General features: G+C 33.1%; 17 protein-coding genes. 12 read left to right on the top strand and 5 right to left on the bottom strand.

Features of this window, described 5'->3' with window-relative positions; translation table 11 throughout:
* Window positions 1-3: 3 nt before the first annotated feature.
* Window positions 4-1,041 (top strand): aldo/keto reductase, encoded by a 1,038-nt coding sequence (locus WN975_RS18480; protein ID WP_337967781.1) that lies wholly within the window; start codon window positions 4-6, stop codon window positions 1,039-1,041.
* Window positions 1,042-1,315: 274 nt separating this feature from the next.
* Here the strand turns inward: WN975_RS18480 and WN975_RS18475 are convergent, their stop codons facing one another.
* The 5 genes from WN975_RS18475 to panC all read right to left on the bottom strand — a co-directional run bounded on the left by WN975_RS18475 (window position 1,316) and on the right by panC (window position 7,447).
* The gene (locus WN975_RS18475) at window positions 1,316-3,295 is read right to left on the bottom strand and encodes a transglycosylase domain-containing protein (protein ID WP_337967780.1); all 1,980 of its coding nucleotides are present in this window, start codon (window positions 3,293-3,295) and stop codon (window positions 1,316-1,318) included.
* A gap of 20 nt (window positions 3,296-3,315) precedes the next feature.
* Window positions 3,316-4,677 carry a DNA repair protein RadA gene (radA, locus tag WN975_RS18470; protein WP_099709947.1) on the bottom strand — a complete coding sequence of 454 codons (1,362 nt, stop codon included), beginning with the start codon at window positions 4,675-4,677 and terminating at the stop codon, window positions 3,316-3,318.
* Window positions 4,677-5,831: an alpha/beta hydrolase-fold protein gene (locus WN975_RS18465; protein WP_337967779.1), complete on the bottom strand. Its 1,155-nt coding sequence runs from the start codon at window positions 5,829-5,831 to the stop codon at window positions 4,677-4,679. Before WN975_RS18465 ends, radA begins: the two co-directional genes overlap by 1 nt.
* A gap of 372 nt (window positions 5,832-6,203) precedes the next feature.
* On the bottom strand, window positions 6,204-6,554 hold the full coding sequence (panD, locus tag WN975_RS18460) for an aspartate 1-decarboxylase (RefSeq protein WP_017495920.1): 351 nt from the start codon (window positions 6,552-6,554) through the stop codon (window positions 6,204-6,206).
* Between the two features lie 14 nt (window positions 6,555-6,568).
* Window positions 6,569-7,447: a pantoate--beta-alanine ligase gene (gene panC, locus WN975_RS18455; RefSeq protein ID WP_099709945.1), complete on the bottom strand. Its 879-nt coding sequence runs from the start codon at window positions 7,445-7,447 to the stop codon at window positions 6,569-6,571.
* Between the two features lie 78 nt (window positions 7,448-7,525).
* Between panC and WN975_RS18450 the strand changes: the two genes are divergently transcribed.
* The 11 genes from WN975_RS18450 to WN975_RS18400 all read left to right on the top strand — a co-directional run bounded on the left by WN975_RS18450 (window position 7,526) and on the right by WN975_RS18400 (window position 22,190).
* Window positions 7,526-8,332, top strand: a complete 807-nt coding sequence (locus tag WN975_RS18450; protein WP_041520305.1) for a glycogen/starch synthase — start codon at window positions 7,526-7,528, stop codon at window positions 8,330-8,332.
* Window positions 8,333-8,353: 21 nt separating this feature from the next.
* Window positions 8,354-10,069, top strand: coding sequence for a DUF4270 domain-containing protein (locus tag WN975_RS18445; protein ID WP_337967778.1), 1,716 nt, complete (start codon window positions 8,354-8,356; stop codon window positions 10,067-10,069).
* 9 nt (window positions 10,070-10,078) lie between these two features.
* Window positions 10,079-11,929, top strand: coding sequence for a glutamine--fructose-6-phosphate transaminase (isomerizing) (gene glmS, locus WN975_RS18440; protein ID WP_337967777.1), 1,851 nt, complete (start codon window positions 10,079-10,081; stop codon window positions 11,927-11,929).
* A 142-nt stretch (window positions 11,930-12,071) separates the two neighbouring features.
* A complete protein-coding gene (locus tag WN975_RS18435) occupies window positions 12,072-12,518 on the top strand; it encodes a T9SS type A sorting domain-containing protein (RefSeq protein ID WP_337967776.1) in 447 nt (148 codons plus the stop codon).
* Between the two features lie 5 nt (window positions 12,519-12,523).
* A complete protein-coding gene (locus WN975_RS18430; RefSeq protein WP_337967775.1) occupies window positions 12,524-18,787 on the top strand; it encodes an RHS repeat-associated core domain-containing protein in 6,264 nt (2,087 codons plus the stop codon).
* A 21-nt stretch (window positions 18,788-18,808) separates the two neighbouring features.
* Window positions 18,809-19,339 (top strand): hypothetical protein, encoded by a 531-nt coding sequence (locus tag WN975_RS18425; RefSeq protein WP_337967774.1) that lies wholly within the window; start codon window positions 18,809-18,811, stop codon window positions 19,337-19,339.
* Between the two features lie 49 nt (window positions 19,340-19,388).
* Window positions 19,389-19,613 carry a hypothetical protein gene (locus WN975_RS18420; RefSeq protein ID WP_337967773.1) on the top strand — a complete coding sequence of 75 codons (225 nt, stop codon included), beginning with the start codon at window positions 19,389-19,391 and terminating at the stop codon, window positions 19,611-19,613.
* 2 nt (window positions 19,614-19,615) lie between these two features.
* Complete coding sequence (locus WN975_RS18415; protein WP_337967772.1) at window positions 19,616-20,224, top strand: hypothetical protein; 609 nt, start codon at window positions 19,616-19,618, stop codon at window positions 20,222-20,224.
* A 5-nt stretch (window positions 20,225-20,229) separates the two neighbouring features.
* Window positions 20,230-20,739: a hypothetical protein gene (locus tag WN975_RS18410; RefSeq protein ID WP_337967771.1), complete on the top strand. Its 510-nt coding sequence runs from the start codon at window positions 20,230-20,232 to the stop codon at window positions 20,737-20,739.
* A gap of 289 nt (window positions 20,740-21,028) precedes the next feature.
* Entirely contained in the window at window positions 21,029-21,646 is a 618-nt protein-coding gene (locus WN975_RS18405) for a hypothetical protein (RefSeq protein ID WP_337967770.1), read from the top strand.
* Window positions 21,647-21,941: 295 nt separating this feature from the next.
* A complete protein-coding gene (locus WN975_RS18400; protein ID WP_337967769.1) occupies window positions 21,942-22,190 on the top strand; it encodes a hypothetical protein in 249 nt (82 codons plus the stop codon).
* Window positions 22,191-22,675: the final 485 nt, after the last annotated feature.

Here is a 22,675-nt window from a genome sequence, read left to right as displayed (position 1 = left end):
AAAATGAAATACACAACATTACCCAACACGGATATAAAAGTTAGTAAAATAAACCTCGGAACGATGACTTTCGGGCAACAAAACACAGAAGTAGAAGGACATCAACAAATGGATTATGCACTTGAAAGAGGTGTTAATTTTTTTGATACTGCCGAAATGTATTCGGTTCCGGCACGTGAAGAAACTTACGGAAGTACAGAGAAAATAATTGGAACCTGGTTCAAGAAATCGGGAAATCGTGACAAAGTGGTTTTGGCATCGAAAATTGCTGGACCAAATCCAAATTTTACGTACATGCGTGAAAAGGGAGATTTCTCTCCGGAAAGTATTAAATATGCTGTAGAAAATAGTTTAAAACGTCTGCAAACAGATTATATCGACTTATATCAAATGCATTGGCCGGAAAGATTGACGAATTATTTTGGACAACGCGGTTTTAAAGATCATGATGCAATTTGGGAAGATAATTTCAGAACCGTTTTAGAAACTTTTGACGAATTAATCAAAGAAGGAAAAATAAAACACATTGGAGTTTCTAACGAAAATGCTTGGGGAATGATGCGTTTTCTGGAAGAAAGCAAATATCACAACTTACCAAGAATCAAAACGGTCCAAAATCCTTATAACTTATTGAATCGTCTTTTTGAAGTTGGTTCTGCCGAAGTTTCTAAATATGAGAATGTTGGTTTATTGGCTTATTCTCCTTTAGCTTTTGGAGTTTTAACGGGTAAGTTTTTAACCGGAGAAGCGCATCCAAACGCCAGAATCAATCTATTTCCGCAATATACACGTTATAATAGCGAACAATGTACAGAAGCGACAAAACTGTATCAGGAAATCGCTCATAAACACGGTTTGACTTTAACAGAATTAGCGATGGGTTTTGTGTTGCAACAACCGTTTTTAACGAGTGCTATTATTGGCGCAACAACAATGGAACAATTAAAAGAAAACATCGATACAATTGATGTGTTTTTATCGAAAGAAATTTTAACCGAGATTGCAGCAGTTCAGGCGATAATTCCTGATCCTGCGCCTTAAGTTGTTATGTCCCGAAGATTTTGGTAGATATTTATTTAATCTCGCAAAGACGCAGAGTCGCAAAGTTTAATTTCTTAAGTTCAATAGCGTCCAGCTTTAGCTGGATGAAAATATAAAGTAAATAAAAAGGGCTTTAGCCAAACACTATAGTTTGGCTAAAGCCCTTTTTGCGTGAATTTTATTCCCCTAGCTGAAGCTAGGGTCTATGGAAAAGCTTTGCGACTCTGCGTCTTTGCGCGATTAAATAAAACCCCTTGTGTCTTCGTGTCAAAACTTACAAATCAAATTCGTCGCTAATAGACAAAGAATCTGCTGGAACTGCTGTAGAATCCGGAGCTTTAATTCGTATTAACGAACGTGCATTTCCAGAAATATAAACCGGTAATTGACCAAGTGTATCTTCGGGAATTAATAAACCACGACGGAACATTAAGTTTCTCAAGAATTTTTGATTCTTTACTGCGAAATCTTTCAAATTGCCTTGATCATTAAACTGATACATGAATTTTCTTGGTTTCGGAATAATCGTCGCCAGAAATAAACATTCATCAACATTTAGTGCCGAAGGACTTTTTTGGAAATAGAAATGACTTGCTTCGCCAATTCCGTATACATTTGGTCCCCATTCTATGATATTGAAATAAACTTCGAGCATTCTTTCTTTGCTTACCACACGATTATTCTCAAGAATATAAACCAATAAGATTTCTTCTAACTTTCGCGAAAGCGTTTTTTCGCGCGTCAGGAAAACGTTTTTAATTAGCTGCATGCTAATTGTGCTTGCACCGCGAGAGAACTTTTTGGTTCTGATATTTTTTAGAATTGATTGTTTGAAAGCTTCATTGATAAAACCGCGATGTGAGAAAAAAGATGGATCTTCGGTCGTAAGAACACATTTTCTTAAATAAGGAGAAATCTGATCTAATGGCGTGTAATTAGGATTTGCATTCCCAACTAAAACCGGACGTTGCAACACATTTTGAATAATGGCACGATAGACAAATTCACCGTTTAGTTTATTTAAATCGGCTTCACCATATTTGGTGATTTTTAAATCTTCTTTGTTTAGTTTGCTGTCAAAAACTAAAGTATTCGGTTTGTTTTTATTGAATTTGAAATCGAGTTTATAATCAAAATTTCCGGTTGCTTCCATTCCCTGAAAGTGTGTAAACAATCCATCAGGCAATGAAACGATAAAATCCTGCGCTTTCATCTTCGGAATATTGACTTTCAAAGTATAAATCGTGTCTTTTTCAGTGTCGTAAGAAACATACGGATGCAATTTTATTTTGTTCAATTGCATAGTCGAAGTACTGTCTATCGAAATAAAATCATTCCCCAGTAAAAAACGGTAATCAAAACGTGCATTTTTGATCACTACATCTTTGCTCGCAATTTTTGGGTGATTGATTTTTAAATTAGTAATCGAAGTATAACCGTCGATATGCAATTCGCTTCCGTCTTTTTCAATGTTTTGAACATTTAATCGGATCGAATCAAAGCTTGCTTTCAGATTGTAGCGCTCGTCTAAATAAGGAACTCGGATTGCGCCGGTATCTAAATTAAAGAATCTGATATCTGCTTTTTTATTTCTTGGATCTGCAAAACCTTTTATGTTCCAGCGCTGATCAAAATCTTTGCTTTGAACATGAAGATTGGTTTCGAGTTGTTTGTTGTCTAAAACGAGTTTATTGATCGCAATAGAGGTTTTTTTGCCGTTATCATCAATTCTGAAATTTAGATTTTTCAAATCCATATCAGTCGGAACCAAATTCAGTAATTTTGAAATAATACGATACGCAAAAGCGGCGTATTTTCTTTTTTCATTTTTATCAGTATCTGATTTGTCTTTTTTTAGAAAAGCGTCAAAATTGCGGATATTTCCTTTTTTAACCAATTGTATGTATCCATTGTCAACTTTTAAGGTTCCAACCTGAACATCTCCAATTAATAAATTTGCTAAACTTATGCTTGTTTCTATTTTATGAATGTGACAAAGAGTGTCCGCGTTTTTAGGAACCAAAATAACGTCTGTTAATTTAATTCCGGATAAACCTTCAAATGAAGCTGATTTTACAGAAAATGTACTGTTATAATCGACAGCCATTTTGTGTGTAACTTTAGCAATAGCTTGTTTTAAGAGCGAATCACGAAAGTAGTAAAGTCCAATTAAAATCAAAACCAATACTACAGCAAGTATTTTTAAGGCTTTAAATATTTTTTGTTTTGGAATATTTAGTTTTGGAAATTTCATAAAGTAGATTTATAAAAATATTATCCAAAAAGAATACTGGCAATATCTTCAATTTTAGCAACAAGCTCAATTTTGATTCCAGTGTTTTTTAAGGCTATTTTATTGTACTTAGATACAAATATAGTGGTGAATCCTAATTTTTCGGCTTCCTGAATTCTTTGATCAACACGATTTACAGGTCGGATTTCTCCCGAAAGTCCAACTTCGCCTGCAAAACAGAAACCTTTAGTAACCGGAATATCTTCGTTTGACGATAAAATCGCCGCAACAACCGCTAAGTCAATCGCAGGATCATCAACAGAAATTCCGCCGGTAACATTCAGGAAAACGTCTTTTGCGCCTAAACGAAATCCGGCTCTTTTTTCTAAAACTGCCAGAATCATGTTTAGCCTTTTGGCGTTGTAACCAGTGGTGCTGCGCTGTGGCGTTCCGTAAACTGCTGTACTTACCAACGATTGTATTTCGATCATTAGCGGACGCATGCCTTCCATGGTTGTCGCAATTGCAGTTCCAGACATTTCTTCGTCTTTGTGCGAAATCAATATTTCTGATGGATTAGAAACTTCTCTTAATCCGCTTCCAAGCATTTCATAAATTCCTAATTCGGCAGTTGAGCCAAAACGGTTTTTTAAAGAACGCAGGATTCTGTAAACATGATTTCGATCGCCTTCAAACTGTAAAACGGTATCAACCATATGTTCCAGAATTTTTGGTCCGGCGATGTTTCCGTCTTTTGTAATATGTCCAATTAAAATAACCGGAATATTGGTTTCCTTGGCAAATTTGATCAGTTCGGCTGTAGTTTCTCTAATTTGAGAAATACTTCCGGCTGTCGATTCGATATAATCCGTATGTAAAGTCTGAATCGAATCGATAATGACAATCTCCGGCTGAATTGCTTCAATTTGTTTAAAGATGTTTTGCGTTTTGGTTTCCGTTAGAATATAGCAATTATCGCTATTTGGCGTTATTCTTTCGGCACGCATTTTTATTTGTTTCTGACTTTCTTCACCAGAAACATAAAGTGTTTTATAAGGTAATTTTAGGGAGATTTGAAGTAAAAGTGTACTTTTTCCAATTCCGGGTTCACCGCCCAAAAGTGTTAAAGATCCCGGAACAATTCCACCGCCAAGAACACGATTTAATTCGCCATCTGTTGTATCCATTCGGATTTCCAGCGCCGAATCAATTTCGTTGATTTTTAAAGGTCGAGGAGCTTTACCCGAAGGAGTCGGTTCGCTTTTCCAAGCTACTTTTTCCTGTTTCTGAATAATTTCTTCCGCAATCGTATTCCATTCTTTGCACGCATTGCATTGCCCTTGCCATTTGGCATATTGGGTTCCGCAATTTTGACAAAAAAAAGAAGTTTTAACTTTTGACATTATTTGGTCTTTTTTGCAAGTGTATTCATTTCGTCGATTTTCTCGTACATCAAATCTTTATTCAAATCTCCAATTGGCTCCATTTGCGAAGCGTTTTGGTATTTTTTTGAAGCATGTTTTGGATCGCCCATTTTTTCATACATCAATCCTAATTCATATTCTCCCAACATCGCTTTTGGATAATTTACATTTCCAATTTCGGCCATTTTTCCTAATTCGTCGTAAGCATTTCTTTTTAGAATAATGTTTTCGATTACTTTAAAATCACTCATCCTAACCGGAATCTGAACTCCCAAAACTTTAGACATCATGTCGTATTTGTTTTGAAGATAATCGGCATAACCAGTTTGAAGAACGGCAATTTTATCATTGTATTCTGCAGAATTTATTGGTCTGTAAACTTCAAAAATCTGATATAAAGCACTCGGAATTGAATGTAATACTTCTGTATAATGCGTTGTTCCTTTAAATAATTCGTATTTATAGTTCACTAACGGATTATTTGCGATTTTGATATTGCTGTCTAATTTTTCTATTGGTTCTTTAATTTTTTTGATGTCTCCATCAGCAGCAGAAAGATAATAGAAGAATGGTTGTGTTACTTTGGCAAACTTTTCCGGAATACGAACTTCCATTTTTGGAGCAAGTTCCGGACTTAAACAAATATAGGCGTTAAAAAGCGGTTCTTCTTTATATAAATAAAAATTGATAAAACTTGCTGTTACATCATGACCAGCAATAACTCTGAATGGAGATGTGCGGTATTTTTTTTCGATATAAGGAACTAATTCAGCTCCAATAAATTCGAAAAATTTAGCTCCTTTTTCAAAAGGTAAACCTGTATTTTGATCAATTGTTGAGTCGTCTTCACGTTCTCCATCTTTATTTTGGTGAACACCAATAATAATCATCTCCGGCAAATCGTCCCAATAGGTTCCGTAACTTAAAGCTCCGGAAAATGGATCGAATAAATAATCGCCGTCCAATAAATAAAGAACCGGATATTTTTTGTCTGGATTCGCTTCGTAAGAAGCAGGAAGTCCGATGGTTATTCTTCTTTCTTCTCCAAGTTTCTCAGATTGGATGTTGTCGAATTTTTTCTGCGAAAAGACAGAAATTGAAACAAAAAGGATTAGTAAGTAAACTTTTTTCATGATTTGTGGCATTTCAGTGAATTAAAAAGTATTGAAATAGTGTAGCAATATAGTACTTTATTTGCTTTTTTGTCAATGAGAACGTTTAAAACACATCAAAATTATATTGAAAATTTGTTTTATTTGGATGAATATAAAAACCTGCGTAGCAGTATAAAATATTTTGCATTAATAAAATGTTTTAACCGCAAAGTGTGCTAAGATATTTTTATATGGATTTTAAATAAAAACACAAAGTTCGCAAAGCTTTATCAATTTAGCTTTGCGAACTTTGCGTTTAAATTTCTCTCTTTATTTTTAGAAAAAAGGAATCTTCTTTGTTCAAAAATAATTTTGACAAATAATATTAAGAGTAAAGTGTAAAAGAAAATCTTATGTTAACGAATTGTCGTTCTCATTAGGGAAAATGATCCATGGTTTGAAGGTTTTAGCCTCTTCAAATTCCAGGGTTGCATAGGATATAATGATGATAATATCGTCTTTTTGAACTTTTCTTGCTGCGGGACCATTTAGTGTGATCTCACCTGAATTTTTTTCTCCTTTAATGGCGTAAGTTTCAAAACGCTCACCATTATTGATATTTACAATAGCTACTTTCTCACCTTCAATAATGTTTGAGGCTTCCAGTAATGTTTCGTCGATAGTAATACTGCCAATGTAATTTAAATCAGCGCCAGTTACTTTTACACGATGAATTTTTGATTTTATAACTTGAATTTGCATGGTGCAAAGGTAAATTAATTTAATGAAATGGTATCAATCAGTCTTATAGAATTAACAAATACCGCTATAAATGCACGGTAGTTTTTGTCTTTACTCTTATGATCGATAGGTAATAATGTGGATTCGTCAGCAATTACAAAATATTCAAGGTCAAACTTTTTGTTGTCTTTGAAAGAATTTTCTACAAAAGCGATGGTTTCTTCAGGAGTATTTGTCTGGAATATTTCTTTGGCTTCAGTCAAAACTTTATAAATAATTGAAGCTTCTTTCCTTTCTTCGGGCGTTAGACGCTCGTTTCTGGAACTCATTGCGAGTTGGTTTTCTTCTCTAAAAATTGGACAACCAACAACATTTACAGGTAAATCGTTCTTTTCGACCATTTTCTTAACAATCTGTAATTGTTGAAAATCTTTTTCTCCAAAGTAAGCATTTGTAGGAGTAACGATTTCGAAAAGACGTTTTACAATGGTTCCGACTCCGTTAAAATGCCCAGGTCTGAACTTTCCTTCCATCTGATTTTCAAGTCCGTCGAAGTCGAAAGATTGTGAAATTGTGTGTCCTTCATAAATATCATCTACAGAAGGTGCATATAAAATCATTTTGTCACTTAAACCTCGCATTTTTTTTACGTCTTCTTCAAGTGTTCGCGGGTATTTTTCGAGATCTTCAGGATTGTTGAATTGCGTTGGATTGACAAAAATACTCACAACTGTGTCGTCATTTTCTTTAAGTGATCTTTGCATTAAAGCTAAATGCCCTTGGTGTAAAGCGCCCATTGTTGGTACAAATCCAATGGTTGAATTTGCCGTTTTGATAGTTTTTAAATACGCTATCAAAGCTACTTTACCGTAGAAAATATGCATGCCAGTATTATTAAAATTTAGTGCAAACATAATATATTAGTTATAAACTGCATAAATTTTTGTAATTTTGCAACGTTTTTATTACCAAAAATTAAGTAAAATACTATTATGAAAGATAAGAGGATATTATATGTATCATCTGAAGTCGTGCCTTATTTGGCTGAAAATGAGGTTTCTTTAATGTCTTATGACGTTCCAAAAATGATTAACGATCAAGGAGGTCAGATAAGAATTTTCATGCCAAGATATGGAAATATCAACGAAAGAAGACACCAATTGCATGAAGTTATTAGACTTTCAGGAATGAATTTGGTAGTGAATGACTTGGATATGCCATTGATTATTAAGGTTGCTTCAATTCCGAAAGAGAGAATTCAGGTTTATTTTATTGATAATGATGAATATTTTAAGCGTAAAGCAACTTTTGCTGACGAAGAGGGTGTTTTATATCCTGATAATGACGAGAGAGCAATATTTTTTGCAAAAGGAGTTGTTGAGACAGTTAAAAAACTGAATTGGGTTCCGGATATTATCCACGTTCACGGTTGGTTGGCTGCAATGTTGCCAATTTACATGAAACATTACTACAAAAATGAAGCTTTGTTTTCTGAAACTAAGATTGTAACCTCTGTTTATGGACAATCTTTTGATGAAAATTTAGATTTGGAAATGATAAACAAAGTTAAATTTGACGGAGTTCCTCATGAATCAGTTGCTGATTTAGAAACGCCAAATTACGAAAACATCTTAAAGGCTAGTATCTTACACTCGGATGCGGTGATTATAGCATCTGAAAATGTATCTCCAAGTTTAACAAAATTTATAGAATCTTCAGGAAAACCTTTTTTACCTTTCGCCACGAAAGATGCATTCGCTGAAGCGTATACAAATTTCTATAAAACGATGGGTCTTTAAAAATTAACTTTATAATTAAACATGTATAATACTTCTTTTATTAAGAAAATTCTATTAGTTGCAACTGTTGTTCTTTTGTATTCTTGCGATAAAGATTTTAACGCTATTGGTGACGAATTAATTGGTGATAATCATTTTGATTTAGTTCCTGAACAATATAGTGTTACGGCATTTAATCAGGAAGTAACTCCTGTTCAGTCAAACGCATTGCCGCTTTTTGGTTTAGGAATTTATGATAATCAGGTTTTTGGTCAGACTACAGCAAATTTTGCTTGTCAGGTTTCGTTGTCGGAATATAAACCAACTATTGGTGAAAGTCCAGTTATAGAAAGTGTTGTGCTTACAGTACCTTATTTTTATAAACAAGGTGCGGTTGATCCAAAAGGAGGTAATTTTTATACATTGGATTCTATTTACGGACCAAAAGACGGAAAACTTAAACTTAGTGTTTATGAATCCGGAGCGCAAATGTATAATAGTTATTATGATGGGAATGGTTCTCTTTTAGGGCAATTATATTATACAGATCAAAATCCTTTTTTTTATGATAATAGAGTAAAGGATGTTGCAACAGGCAAGCCAGAAAGATTAAATAACTCGACTGATAAAGCACAGAATGATGAATTCGTTTTTAGTCCACTACAAACGGTAACTAAAACTGCGGTAGATGCCAATGCCAATCCGGTAGTATATACAGATACTTATTCTGCGCCACAAATGCAGTTGGATTTGGATAAAGCTTTTTTTCAGAAGAAAATTTTAAATGCTTCGGCAGCAAATCTTTCAGCACAAGATGTTTTTCAGCAGTATTTTAAAGGATTGTATTTTCAGGTTGAAAAATCAGGTACTAGTCCGTCATGTATGGCATTGTTGGATTTTTTAAAACCAGCTGGCCCTGCTAAAATCACTATAAAGTATAAAGCAAAAACAGCGATTACAACGGATCCTGAAGCTACAACAGAAGATAAAACCATAACGATCAATTTGTCAGGAGCAACAGCAAATTTGCTTAATGACGTACAAAATTCTGATTATAAAGCTGCGGTTGCCAATAGAAATAAAGATACTGGTGACGACAGACTTTATCTAAAAGGAGGTCAGGGATCATTGGCTGTTATTAACCTTTTTAATAAAACTGATGTTATAGGATATAATGATAAGAATGAGTTAGTAAACCAACCTAATGGTGTTTCAGATGAATTAGACGAAATCAGACATAATGTTATCGTTAAAAAGTGGTTGGTTAATGAGGCTAATTTAGTTTTTTACATAGATGCAGAAAAGATGGCTTACAATCCTAGTGGTAAAAAAGAGGATTTAGTAAATGAGCCAAAAAGAGTTTATCTATATGATCTGGATAATAATACAATTATTGCTGATTATGTTGATAGTAGTACAAATGCTTTTGATTCAAAACTAAATAGAGCTGTTTTTGGTGGTATAATTGCGGTTGATGCAACTACCCAACGAGGAGTAAGTTATAAAGTTCGAATTACAAAACATATCAGAGCTCTTATAAAAGATGCTACTGTAAAAAATATTAGATTGGGCTTAGCAGTAACAGAAGGAATTAGTGTTGTTGCGTCGAATAAATTAAAGTTGAAAAACGACGTTATTTCTGAAGCGCCAGCCGGTTCAGTTATGGGGCCGTTAGGTACGATTTTGTATGGAGGAACATCTAATGTAGATCCTAGTAAAAGGCTAAAACTCCAAGTTTATTACACGAAACCAAATTAATAAATATATATGTGTGGAATTGTTGGATATATCGGTCATAGAGAGGCGTATCCTATTGTAATCAAAGGATTAAAACGACTCGAATACAGAGGATATGATAGTGCTGGTGTTATGTTGTATGATGACCAGGACGGAATAAAACTTTGTAAAACAAAAGGTAAAGTTTCAGATCTTGAAACAAAAGCAAAAGATAATTTGACGACGAATGGAAGTATAGGAATTGGGCATACACGTTGGGCTACACACGGAGTTCCAAATGATGTAAACTCACATCCACATCTTTCAAATTCTGGTGAGTTGGTTATTATTCATAATGGAATCATTGAGAATTATGCACCGCTTAAAGAAGAATTAAAAAAAAGAGGTTATACTTTTAAATCGGATACAGATACTGAAGTTTTAGTGAACTTAATTGAAGAAGTTCAAAAAAAGGAAGGTATTAAATTAGGTAAAGCAGTTCAGGTAGCCTTAAATCAGGTTGTTGGTGCTTATGCAATTGCAGTTTTCGACAAAAAGAATCCAAACGAAATTGTTGCTGCAAGATTAGGAAGTCCATTAGCGATTGGGGTTGGGGAAGGAGAGTTTTTTATTGCTTCTGATGCTTCACCGTTTATCGAATATACTTCGAATGCAATTTATCTTGAAGATGGTGAAATGGCAAATATCAGATTGCACAAACCTCTTAAAGTTAGAAAAATAAAAGATGATTCTTTAGTAGATCCTTATATTCAGGAACTTCAAATGAATTTGGAGCAAATCGAAAAAGGAGGTTATGATCACTTCATGCTTAAGGAAATCTATGAGCAGCCAAGTGTTATAAAAGATACTTACAGAGGAAGACTTCATGCAAATGAAGGAATTGTTCAAATGGCTGGTGTTGAAGATAATCTTGAAAAATTCTTAAACGCTGACAGAATCATTATTGTTGCTTGTGGTACTTCATGGCACGCAGGTTTAGTAGCAGAATATATTTTTGAAGAGTTTACCCGTATTCCGGTAGAAGTGGAATATGCTTCTGAGTTTAGATACAGAAACCCTATCATCAATAAAAATGATGTAGTTATTGCAATCTCTCAATCAGGAGAAACGGCAGATACTATGGCAGCTATTAAATTGGCAAAAGAAAACGGTGCTTTTGTTTTTGGAGTTTGTAATGTGGTAGGTTCATCTATTTCAAGAGAAAGTCATGCAGGTGCTTATACACACGCAGGACCTGAAATTGGAGTTGCTTCAACTAAAGCTTTTACAACGCAAATCACAGTTTTAACTATGATTGCTTTGCGATTAGGAAAAGCAAAAGGAACATTATCAAACACTGATTTTCATACGTACTTACAAGAATTAGAAATAATTCCTGAAAAAGTAGCCGAAGCATTAGAAACAAACGACAGAGCAAAAGAAATTGCAGCAGCTTTTAAAGATGCTCCAAACTGTTTATATTTAGGTCGTGGATATAACTTTCCGGTAGCATTAGAAGGTGCTTTAAAGCTTAAAGAGATCTCTTATATTCATGCTGAAGGTTATCCTGCTGCAGAGATGAAACATGGTCCTATTGCGCTTATCGATGAGCATATGCCGGTTATCGTGATTGCGCCTAAACAAGGTCATTATGATAAAATTGTAAGTAACATCCAAGAAATAAAATCAAGAAGCGGTAAAATTATCGCTGTAGTTACTAAAGGTGATACACAAGTTCGTGAATTGGCTGATTATGTAATCGAGATTCCTGAAACTTCAGATGCTTTATCTCCATTGATTACAACTATTCCTTTGCAATTACTATCTTATTATATTGCAGTTATGAGAGGGTGTAATGTCGATCAGCCACGTAATCTGGCAAAATCAGTTACTGTAGAATAAGGTTTATAAAACAATATAATTTTAAAAGCGAGACTTACGTCTCGCTTTTTTTATGCGCTTATTTTTTTATTTATCTTTTTATTTTGTAGGATTTGAATTATAAATATATATTTGTAGGAAATGTATTTAATTTTTAAGCCTTATGAGTAAATATCTACCAGTTTTTTTCTTATTATTCTATTTTACTTCAAATGCACAAACCAAGCTTACTTTTGGTTATGATGCAGCTGGAAATCAAATCAATAGAACATTGTGCATTACTTGTGTATCAACATCTGCAAAACAGGTCAAGGAAGTTGAAGCCATTGTCGAAGATGATTTATTGAAATTTTCACCCAATGATGTCATCTCTTATTATCCAAATCCTGTAAAAGAACAATTGTATTTGCAATGGCAGCTTGTCAATGACAATTATGTAACGACTGTTTATGTCTATTCTATAACAGGACAGGTTTTACAAACCTATCAAACCAATAGCAGTTTAAACAATTTAAATATTCCTTTTCAACAATATACCACAGGTGTTTACCTAGTATTACTTTCATATAAAGACGGGGGCGAGAAATCTATCAAAATCATTAAACAATAAATGCTATGAAGAATTTATATTTAACCCTTGTTTTTTTATTGTTTGGTTTTTTGGTTTCAGGGCAGTCAACAGAAGTTGGTGTTACAGAAGGTCAATTGTCTGTTTCCTTGTCTGGAGGTGCAAATTATACGATTCCAATTGCTGTACCTCCAGGGATCAATGGAATATTGCCACAGATAAGTTTGGGGTATAATAGCCAAGGGGGGAATGGCATAGCTGGTTATGGCTGGAATATTTCGGGTGTATCAGCAATTTCCAGAATTCCTGCGACTAAATTTCATGATGGAATAATTGATGCGGTAGATTTTAATAGTTTAGACCGTTTCGCACTAGATGGACAAAGATTGATAGTGAAAAATGGAACAAATGGAGTTTACGGGGTAGAGAAAACTGTTTATGAAACCGAGAGCTTCTCAAGTTTAAAGATAACATCTTTTGGTGTAAACCCCATAGGAGCTAAGTACGGTCCGGCATATTTTTTAGTTGAGTATCCGGATGGTTCAAAAGCATATTATGGTAACTCTGCAGATTCACGTTCTGTAACAGACTGGGCAATTACTTATTGGGAGAATCCACAAGGCGTGAGAATTAGTTATGCTTATTCTTTGGATAATAATACGTTGGATATAGCTTCTATAAAATATGGCAGTGTGACTACTCAAACACCAATCAATGAGATTAAGTTTAAATATGATACTAAAAAGCGTGGTGAACAAGCTTATATAGGTGGCTTAAGTATCACTAGAAATGCGATACTTAAAGAAATTAATGTAGTTGGGAACGGTATAGGTTTTAGAAATTATCTTTTAAAGCAAGAAGAGACTTCTTTAGGGTATGACCGTTTAATTAGTATTACAGAAAAAAATGGAGATAATTCTAAGAGTTATAATCCTACTACATTTAGTTATGATACTACTGTTAGTGACGTTCCTATGATAATCAATAATCCTGCAACAATTGGCATGTCAGGAGTTAATTATGCAAATACTGATTATATATCCGGTGATTTTGATGATGATGGAAAAACAGATATTATTTTGTATTCAAAAATTGAAGGATTAAAAAATAATTACACGCTTTATTCGAGTTTAGTACCAGGTGGGTATAGTACTGGTAGTTTAGAAAACGTTGGGACGTTTGAGAATATTTTTCCTGTAGCTTTTTTGAGTTCAGATAATAAAATGTTGCCACAAGGTTGGGGGATTTTAAGGAAAACAGATAAAAATTGTACAATTTCAATTTACGGAAAAGGATCAACTTTTGCGGCTTTTAAACATTATGAAAAGCAATACAATTTTAGCAAAACAGTCACGAAAGCATCTAATTGGTCTTATTGTGATCCAAAAGATTATACCGGAGTAATATTAGAAAACATCCCTATAGAATATTTAAGCGGAGATTTTAACGGAGATGGATTGACTGATGTTATTGCCATAGAGAAAAGTTTTTACTACGATATGAAGGTTTGCAATTTTGGGAATAAAACAACTGAGTATCAAAGACCTTTATACAAGGGAGGAACGGCACATTTTTTTAATTTAGACAGGCGAATTACTTCAAATGAGCCTGAGAATATAGGAAGTATTGAGAATAACGATACTTCTATTAAAAAATATTTTGTTGCTGATTTTGATGGCGATGGAAAATCAGATATTTATGTTTTTGAGTCTAATTTTATAAAAGTTTATACCTTAAATAAAGATAATAAGCTGGTTCTCTTGTTTCAAAATGATATTGCCGATGCAAGTATGGACCTTAACAGGCAAATTTTATTTGGTGACTTTAACGGCGATGGAAAAATGGATTTTGTAATACCACAAAAGGATAATGAAGATAGTTGGAATTTTTATTTTTCTACAGGTACAAAATTTTATAAATTAAATACACCAATAGGCTTAGCTTATTATACTTCAGCTGTTGGATATTATGGCGTTGTGGGTTTCCCTACAAACACTTATAGTTTAAACGAAGGAACTTTTATTGCGAATGATTTTAACGGCGATGGAAAAACAGACATTTTGTATCAGCAGAATCTTACTGTAGAATATATTATGGGTGATAAGGATATGTATGCAAGAAAGGGAGAGCCACAAGTTACCAAATTAGTTCTGCTTGAAAATATGTCGTGTACAGGAAGTGCAATTAGTTTTAACTTGATTAATAAATCATCTCAACTTGCTGGAGTAAAAAGAAATTCAATTCCAGTTTTTACAAATCATAATAAAATCAATCAAAATTTAGAATATAGTTTAATAAGTGATAATGCGATAATATCTTTTAATAGTCCCAAAGACAATAGAGTAGATGTTTTGTTAAAAGGAATCACAACAGGTAATGGAGTTAAAGAAATAATAACATACAAACCTTTACAACAAGATCCTTACGAGCCTGTATATACACCAACAGCTCTAACAGGTATCTACCCTAATATTGATATTGTAGTAGCTTCCGGAGTTAAAATTGTTTCATTTCTTGAGAAACAAAGTAAAGATGTAAATAAAAAACAGCAATTCTTATATGCAGGAGCTGTTTCTAATACTGAAGGCTTAGGTTTCTTAGGTTTTAGATCGACAGTACGAACCAATTGGTACGACGATGATAGTGGTATGATTTCGACTATAGCAAAAAACGACATCACTTTAAGAGGATCAAATACAGAAAATTACACAGTATTGGAACTTGGAAGCCCTTTGATGCCAAGTAGTAACCAGACAGCAAGAACGATTACAAAAGAAGGATCATATACCGTATCAGGAACGGATCATTTAGTAGCAACACAAAGTATCACGTTAAAGCCTGATACATGGATTAAACCCGGCAGTACATTTTCGGCAAAAATAAACGAGGAAGCAAATAATAACTCTCCCAATACGCCTTCCAGTTTTATAACAAAATCATTATTGACTTATGAAAGTGAGCTTTTGCCAAATAAAGTTTTTAAAATTAAAAATATTAAAACGAAACAGTTTAATGGTTTAGATGACACAAGTACAGAAACAAATAATATAGAATTTGATCAATATAATAATATTTTAAAATCAAGCACAGTATTAAAGGAGGCTGGAACAATTGTACAAACAACTACAGGAACTGTTACATATAAAACTCCAACTGTATCTCCGTATATTATTGGAAGACCGGAAAGCAAAATACAAACCGTAGCGGTAACGGGTGATATTTCAAGAAGTGAGGAAGTGTATGAATACAATGATAAGCAACTTCTTTCGAGAATTAAGAAAAAAGCAAATGTAGCGACCAATTATCTTATCGAGGATAATTCGTACGATGGTTTTGGTAACATTACTGAAAAGACAATTACAGCCACAGGACTCACGCCTAGGGTTACTAGTTATGGATATGACCTTTCTGGTCGTTTTTTAATAAAAAGTACTGATATTGAGGGATTGTCAACATCATTTGTTTATAATACAGATGGCACATTAAAATCTGAAACAAATCCTTATGGATTAACGACTTCCTATTTATATGATTCCTGGTCTAAAAAGACAACTACTACAGATTATTTAGGGAAAAAGAATAACTACACTTACACTCGTAGTGGTCAAGAAACAATTGTAACATCTACAGCGGATGACGGCAGTGTAAGCGAAGAAACATTTGACGATTTAGGAAGAAAAATAAAAGTTGGTGTCAAAAATATAATGGGAAGCTTCTCTTATATCGACTATGTTTATGATATTCATGACAGAAATTATAAAATAAGCGAACCTTATTTTGGATCAACGGGAACCCAGTGGAGCGAAACCAAATACGATATTTATGGCAGAGTAATTAAAAGTATCGCATTTACAGGAAAAGTAACTGATATTACTTATTCTGTATTAACAACAACTATAAATGATGGTACAAAATCAAAAACGTCTGTTAAAAATGCCATGGGCAATGTCGTCTCTATGACAGATAATCCTGGAGGAACCATCAAATACACTTACTTCGCTAACGGAAGTTTAAGTGAGTCTGATTATGCAGGGGTAAAAACAACAATAAAACAAGATATCTACGGTAGAAAGGAACGACTTATTGATTCGTCTGCAGGTACATATATCTATAAATATAATGAGTTTGGTGAGTTAAAAAGTGAAGAGACACCAAACGGAACAACGACTTACGTATTAGATGATGTTGGTAAATTGTCACAAAAAACAATCAAAGGACCTATTACAGATTCCCAAACAACATATTCGTACGATCCTTTAAGCAAGTTGTTGACTTTGAGCAAATTTGATGATTTTGCAAATGGTACAAAAACGATATTGAATTCAATTACATATGATGCTTTCAAAAGAATTAATAAAACAGTAGAAACAACACCCTATGCGGTATTTACAAAAGAAGTTAGTTATGATAGTTTTGGACGTATAAATACAGAAACATCAACCGCAATCTCAGGCGGAAAATCGAGTTCAAAAACTATAAAAAACAGCTATAAAAATGGCTCGCATTGGCAATTGTTAGACAATGCCACAAATGCTGTATTATGGCAGAACAATACTGTAAATGCAAGAGGACAACTTACTAGTGCGCAAAACGGACCAACAACAATTACAAATAATTATGATGTATATGGTTTGGCTTCTCAATCAAAGTACGACAAAACAGCTAGTTCGATAAATATTTTGACTTTAAATACGGTTTTTGATGCCAAAAAAGGAAATCTTACCAGTAGAACAAACAGTTTGTTTAGCCGTAATGAAAGCTTTAAATACGATACGCAAGATCGTCTTATAGAATTTACAAATGTAAAGGGTTTACAGGAAAAGCAACTTTATGATGATCAGGGGCGAATTACTCAAAATGATTTAGGAACTTATAGTTATTCTAAAGATAATCCTTATCAAAATGCATCTATTGTAACAACACCTGAGGCGCTAATTTATTATACTACAAAACCATCGCAGATTATAACCTATAATACTTTCAAAAGCCCAGTACTTATTGACGAAAAGGGTATTGATAAAATAAGTTTTGCTTATAATGACAACAGTAGTCGTACGGCAATGTTTTACGGAGGTTTACAAGATAAAATATTAGATAGACCGCTCAAAAAATACTACTCTGGAGATGGCAGTATGGAGATTAAAGAAAATAGTTTAACAGGTACTTTTGAGTTTATAACTTATATTGATGGTGATGGATATTCTGCACCAATAGTATTTAGAAGTACCAATACGGCGGAAGATTATTTATATTTACAACGAGATTACCAAGGTTCTATCGTAGCGATAACAAATCAGGCCGGAGCAGTTGTCGAGAAACGATTGTTTGACGCTTGGGGCGCCATTGTGAGTGTACAGGATGGAGCAGGAAATAAACTTACTGGATTAACCGTTTTAGATCGTGGGTATACAGGTCATGAACATTTGCAAAGTGCAGGTTTCATCAATATGAATGGTCGTATTTACGATCCTAAATTGCATCGTTTTTTACAGCCGGATAATTTTGTGCAAGACCCGTTTAATACACAGAATTTTAATCGTTACGGATATTGTTGGAATAATCCTGTAAAGTATACGGATCCTAGTGGAGAAATTGTTCCTTTAGTTATAGTTGGAATAATTGTGGTTAGTGCTGCAATAAATGTTTATCAAAATTGGGATAATATTACTGGAGGAACTGGTAAATTCTCAGATATTAAATGGGATAAATTTACTGGTTATACTGTGTCAGGAGCAGCTTCTGGGGCATTAACGGTTTATGGTGGTCCTTATGGAGTTGTTATAGGGGCAGGAGTACAATCATTTATGAATTCAGCTATTAAAGGAGAAAACATGCAGCAAACGTTAATAAATACTGGGTCAGCTGTTGCAGGAGGATTTGTAACGCGAGGAATCGGTTTAAAATTTGATGCTACTTTTACGAATGGTCTGATAGGAGGGAATAATGCCTTAAATTCTATTATTACTGGTGTAACAAGAGAAGTTACCTCAAATTTTTTGGGAAATGTCACTACCGATTTAGTTCGTACAGGAGGTAAAAATCCTGCTGAAAGTTTTAAAGGAGCTTTAGATCCAGTGAATTTAGGTTTTAGTGCTATTGGTGGAGGATTTACAGGATTAAGTAGATTTGTGTCGCAGCCTTCTTATATACCTCAAACACCATCACCATTAATATATTCCTTAGAGTTAAGACCAATAACGCCTTTTAATATAAATCCAAGTCTTGTGATTCCTAATTATATTATACCAGGAAGAAATGTGATTCCCCCTTCGTTTTATGCTCCTAAGCTTAAACCACAATTTAAAGGATAATTTATCTAAACATTATTTATTATGAAAGAATTTTTTAATCTAGGCGATCATACAAAAATAATTATATCAATTTTCGGAATCATTGTATTGTTTATTGTTTTTTACTTTATGAGGAACTTTAAAACAATTGATATTCAACTTAAGTTTTTATTAATTATATTAATTATAGGATTAGTAGCTGGTATTTATTTAAATAGTAAACAAGATAAAAATGTTGCATTGTTAAAAAATAATTTTTATTTAACTACGGGGAGTATAGAGCAATATATTGTTACTAATCTTAAGGGAAAAGGAGATACAGGTAATTCCATTAAATATGTTTACTCTATTGATAATCAGTTTTTTGTTCATTCTTATGGAGAGAATTATTATGTTGATATTCCAAATGATAAACCAGATTTGAGTCTTTTGTATCTAGTTATTTACGAAAAGGCAAATCCTAAGAATAGTTTTATACTCTTAAATTATCCCGTCAATTCTTCTGACGACTTAGAGCGGTATAAAAAAGTGTTTAAAGAAAAAATTCCTGAAGATGCTATTAAGCAAAATTAAATTTTAAGAAAGAGGTATTTGGTGTGAAACTTATAATGCAACTGCAGGAATGACATCGCCTTTACCTGCAACTATGATAACAGGTGCGGCTTCAGGTTTTGCAGGAGGTGTAACGGGATCAGCTCTAAACGGAAATGGTTTTGGTCAAGTAATGTGGGATGGTGCTTATGGAGGGCTTAAAGGTGGTGTCTTTGGGGCTGCGGGAGGATATGCAGCTAATTTTGCACCGGCTGGAATTCTTAATGGTACAGCCTATTCTCTTGTTACAATTTGACTTTGAATGGTCTTAGTAATGTTGTAGAAGGTCAAGATCCATTTGCTAATTCAGGTATTACAGCAGCAATATCAATAGTTTCTGGTGGTTATCAAGGATATAAAGCAGCACAGACACAAGGCCTAAATCCTATAACTGGAGCACCAAAACCATCTGTAATAGCTAAAAGTACTGATACCTTTACTAAAGATGCTCAAATAGCATACGATAAGGCGGTAAGGACACAGCAGGAGCCAATAAACATGAGTAGCACGGCTGGTGTTGATAATTCAGGTTATGTTGATCTTTCTAAAAATCCAGCATTTAATAAGATTGTAGATCAAGGAGGAATTAATTCAGTTTATCAAGGAGTTAATAGAATAACGGGAAAAGTTGAATATTTTGAAATTACTCAGAGAGACCCGTTTATAAGATTCGGTGAACATTTCAATTCTGGAGGATCTAAAGCATTATTAGAATATAGAGTAATTGACGGTTATGAAAATCTAAGTAGAATAAATGCACGAATTATTGAACAATCTCTAATAAATCAATCTGGAAAAGAAAATTTATTAAATATTAGAAATTCCATTGCACCAAAATATTGGGAGCAATACGGTATTAAACCATAATTAAAATGAAAAGAGTAAATACAAAAATAGGAGATGTTTTTTTTATTAAAATTGATAGTTTTAATAAACGCTATTTTCAATACATAACAAATGATTTGAAACAGTTAAATAGTGATGTTATTAGATGCTTTAAAAAAGTTTATCTATTAGAAGACAGCCCTGATTTATTGGAAGTCATAAATGATGAAGTTTTTTTTTATGCTCATTGTGTAACGAAATGGGGTGTAAAACTCGGTCATTGGGAAAAAGCAGGTAATATTAAAGATGTGGGAACATTTGAAAATATTTTATTTCGTGACACAAATGATTATGGAGTAATGAAAGGACAAACTCCAGTTAAGATATCGGATAATTGGTATGTTTGGAAAATAGGAGATTTAGAATCTACTAAAGTTGGAAAGCTAGAGGGGCTAAATAGGAATGCTGAGATAGGAATGGTCATTAATCCGGAAAGTATTATTTATAGAGCAAAAACGGGTGAATATGATTTCCCACATTATCCGACATTCAAATAATAAATCTTTGAAAGGTAATTTGTGACATAATGTGCAGGCAAAAAGTTTTTTTTTAAATATGATTAATGATCTATAATTAAAAATGAAAGAAACAGTCGAATTTAGAATTAATTATGATTATGCTCATTTGCTTTTTTAAACAGATGAAGATATAGAGGATATTATTTTTTCAATTGAAAAATTATTCGAAATAAAATATTATGAAATGGGATTGTTTGATGTCAAGTCAGATATTAAAAAGGAATTTATTGCTGTTGCTAAAAAACAATTAGAAATAATAATATAAAAAATGAAAGAAATTGAATGTAATAATTGTCAATCAATTAATGTAAATGCTAAATATTGCAATGTTTGTGGTTTTGAATTACTCATAACTGAAAGTAATACAAAGAATAATGCCAGTTTGACTATTGAGGACTCTAAAAGAAATAAGATTACAAAACACCATTTTAAATTACCCGATTTCCCTGATGCAAATTTTGCATTAGAAGTGTCAATTTGGACAGGTCGATTAAAATTGTTTATGAATAGTGAACAATTAGAACAATCAAAAGAGAAAGGTAAACCTTTCCTTATTCCAAAAGCTAATAACGAATTTTTAAAAGCTTTTCCAAAACAGACTTTTCCTGATCTAATTCCAGGATTAGAAATAAATGGTGTCAAAAATAATATAGCTGAAAAACTCAAATGGTTTCAATATGTTTTAGGTGGAATTCCAATTTTGTTGCTTTTTTTTGGAGGTGCTATTGGAGGTGTTATAGGGGTAATTGCTACTATGATGAATTATAATATTTTTAGACAAGAAGGGACTTCGACTATTAAGTGTCTAAAAGTAATCGCAATAATTATCATTTCTTTAATTGTATATTTTGTTATTATGACATTATTGAAAAGGTTTATGTTTTAGTTGAATCTGATTTGTTTTAAATAAGGGGAAACAATGATAAGCCTATTGAGATTTTGTCACAGAATGTTTTTTAGCTAAGTAAATTATATTCATAGGAATTCAATGAAGACTGGTTTTGTTGTACTATTTTTTATTTCCCAGTCTTTTTTTAAGTCGTCTATAATAGACGACTTAAAAATGACAGGAGTACACATTATTCCTTCGACACTACCAATTCCTTAAAAACTAAAATATATGGTATATAATGAAATAAAAAAGAATCGCTTTATTATCTATTCAGAGAGCTTTGCTAGGGATGATATATCCAGAAATAAGGGCTATTGCCATGGGATTTGAAGGTATAAGAAAATTAATTTTAATATTTTACTTAGAAAGAGAACCTAATGAAGATGATTACGAAAATGTAAGTGATGTTGCAGTCGAGGTTTTAGCAGATATTGAATTTTCAGAGGTGGAAGAAAAATGTGTTTTTTCTACTGATATTTTATTAAATCTTAATAGTCTAGATTGTTGGGTATATATGAGAAAGGAGAAGGTAGTGTAGGAAATAAAATAAATAAACCCGTAGTGCATTTACATTTTAATAAATAAAAGTTGTGCAACCTGCTAAAAAAAACAGTAAATTGTACTTGCGACATAAACAATTCAATGCACAACTTTATAGCAAATTACGAAAATTTTTTAGAAGTATTAAAGGAATTAGAGCTTGGTAGCGAGAATTTTTTAAATCAGATACGCAACCCAAATTAACTGATTTAAGAGTAATCCCCCGCTCCCGCACGAATCCTTTCGTGTGGTTTGAGATAACTAAAAACTGATAGAATATTTTTGGTTTGTAAAACTGAGGATTATCTATATTTTTAGTAAAGTTATTGATTGCCTGACCCAAAAAGAGAACTTACTGGTTGCTACTGATTTTAAATACATCATATCTTTCTTTGTGCCACACGAAAGGATTTGTGTTAGATCAGGGATATTAAAATGCATAAAAAAAGCTAGAAAAGAAATAGCTTTTTTATGCATTTTTCT

This window comes from uncultured Flavobacterium sp. (assembly GCF_951805225.1).
Taxonomy (GTDB): Bacteria; Bacteroidota; Bacteroidia; order Flavobacteriales; family Flavobacteriaceae; genus Flavobacterium.
Note: the sequence above shows the minus strand (reverse complement) of the source record. Positions and strands in the feature narration are given on the sequence as shown.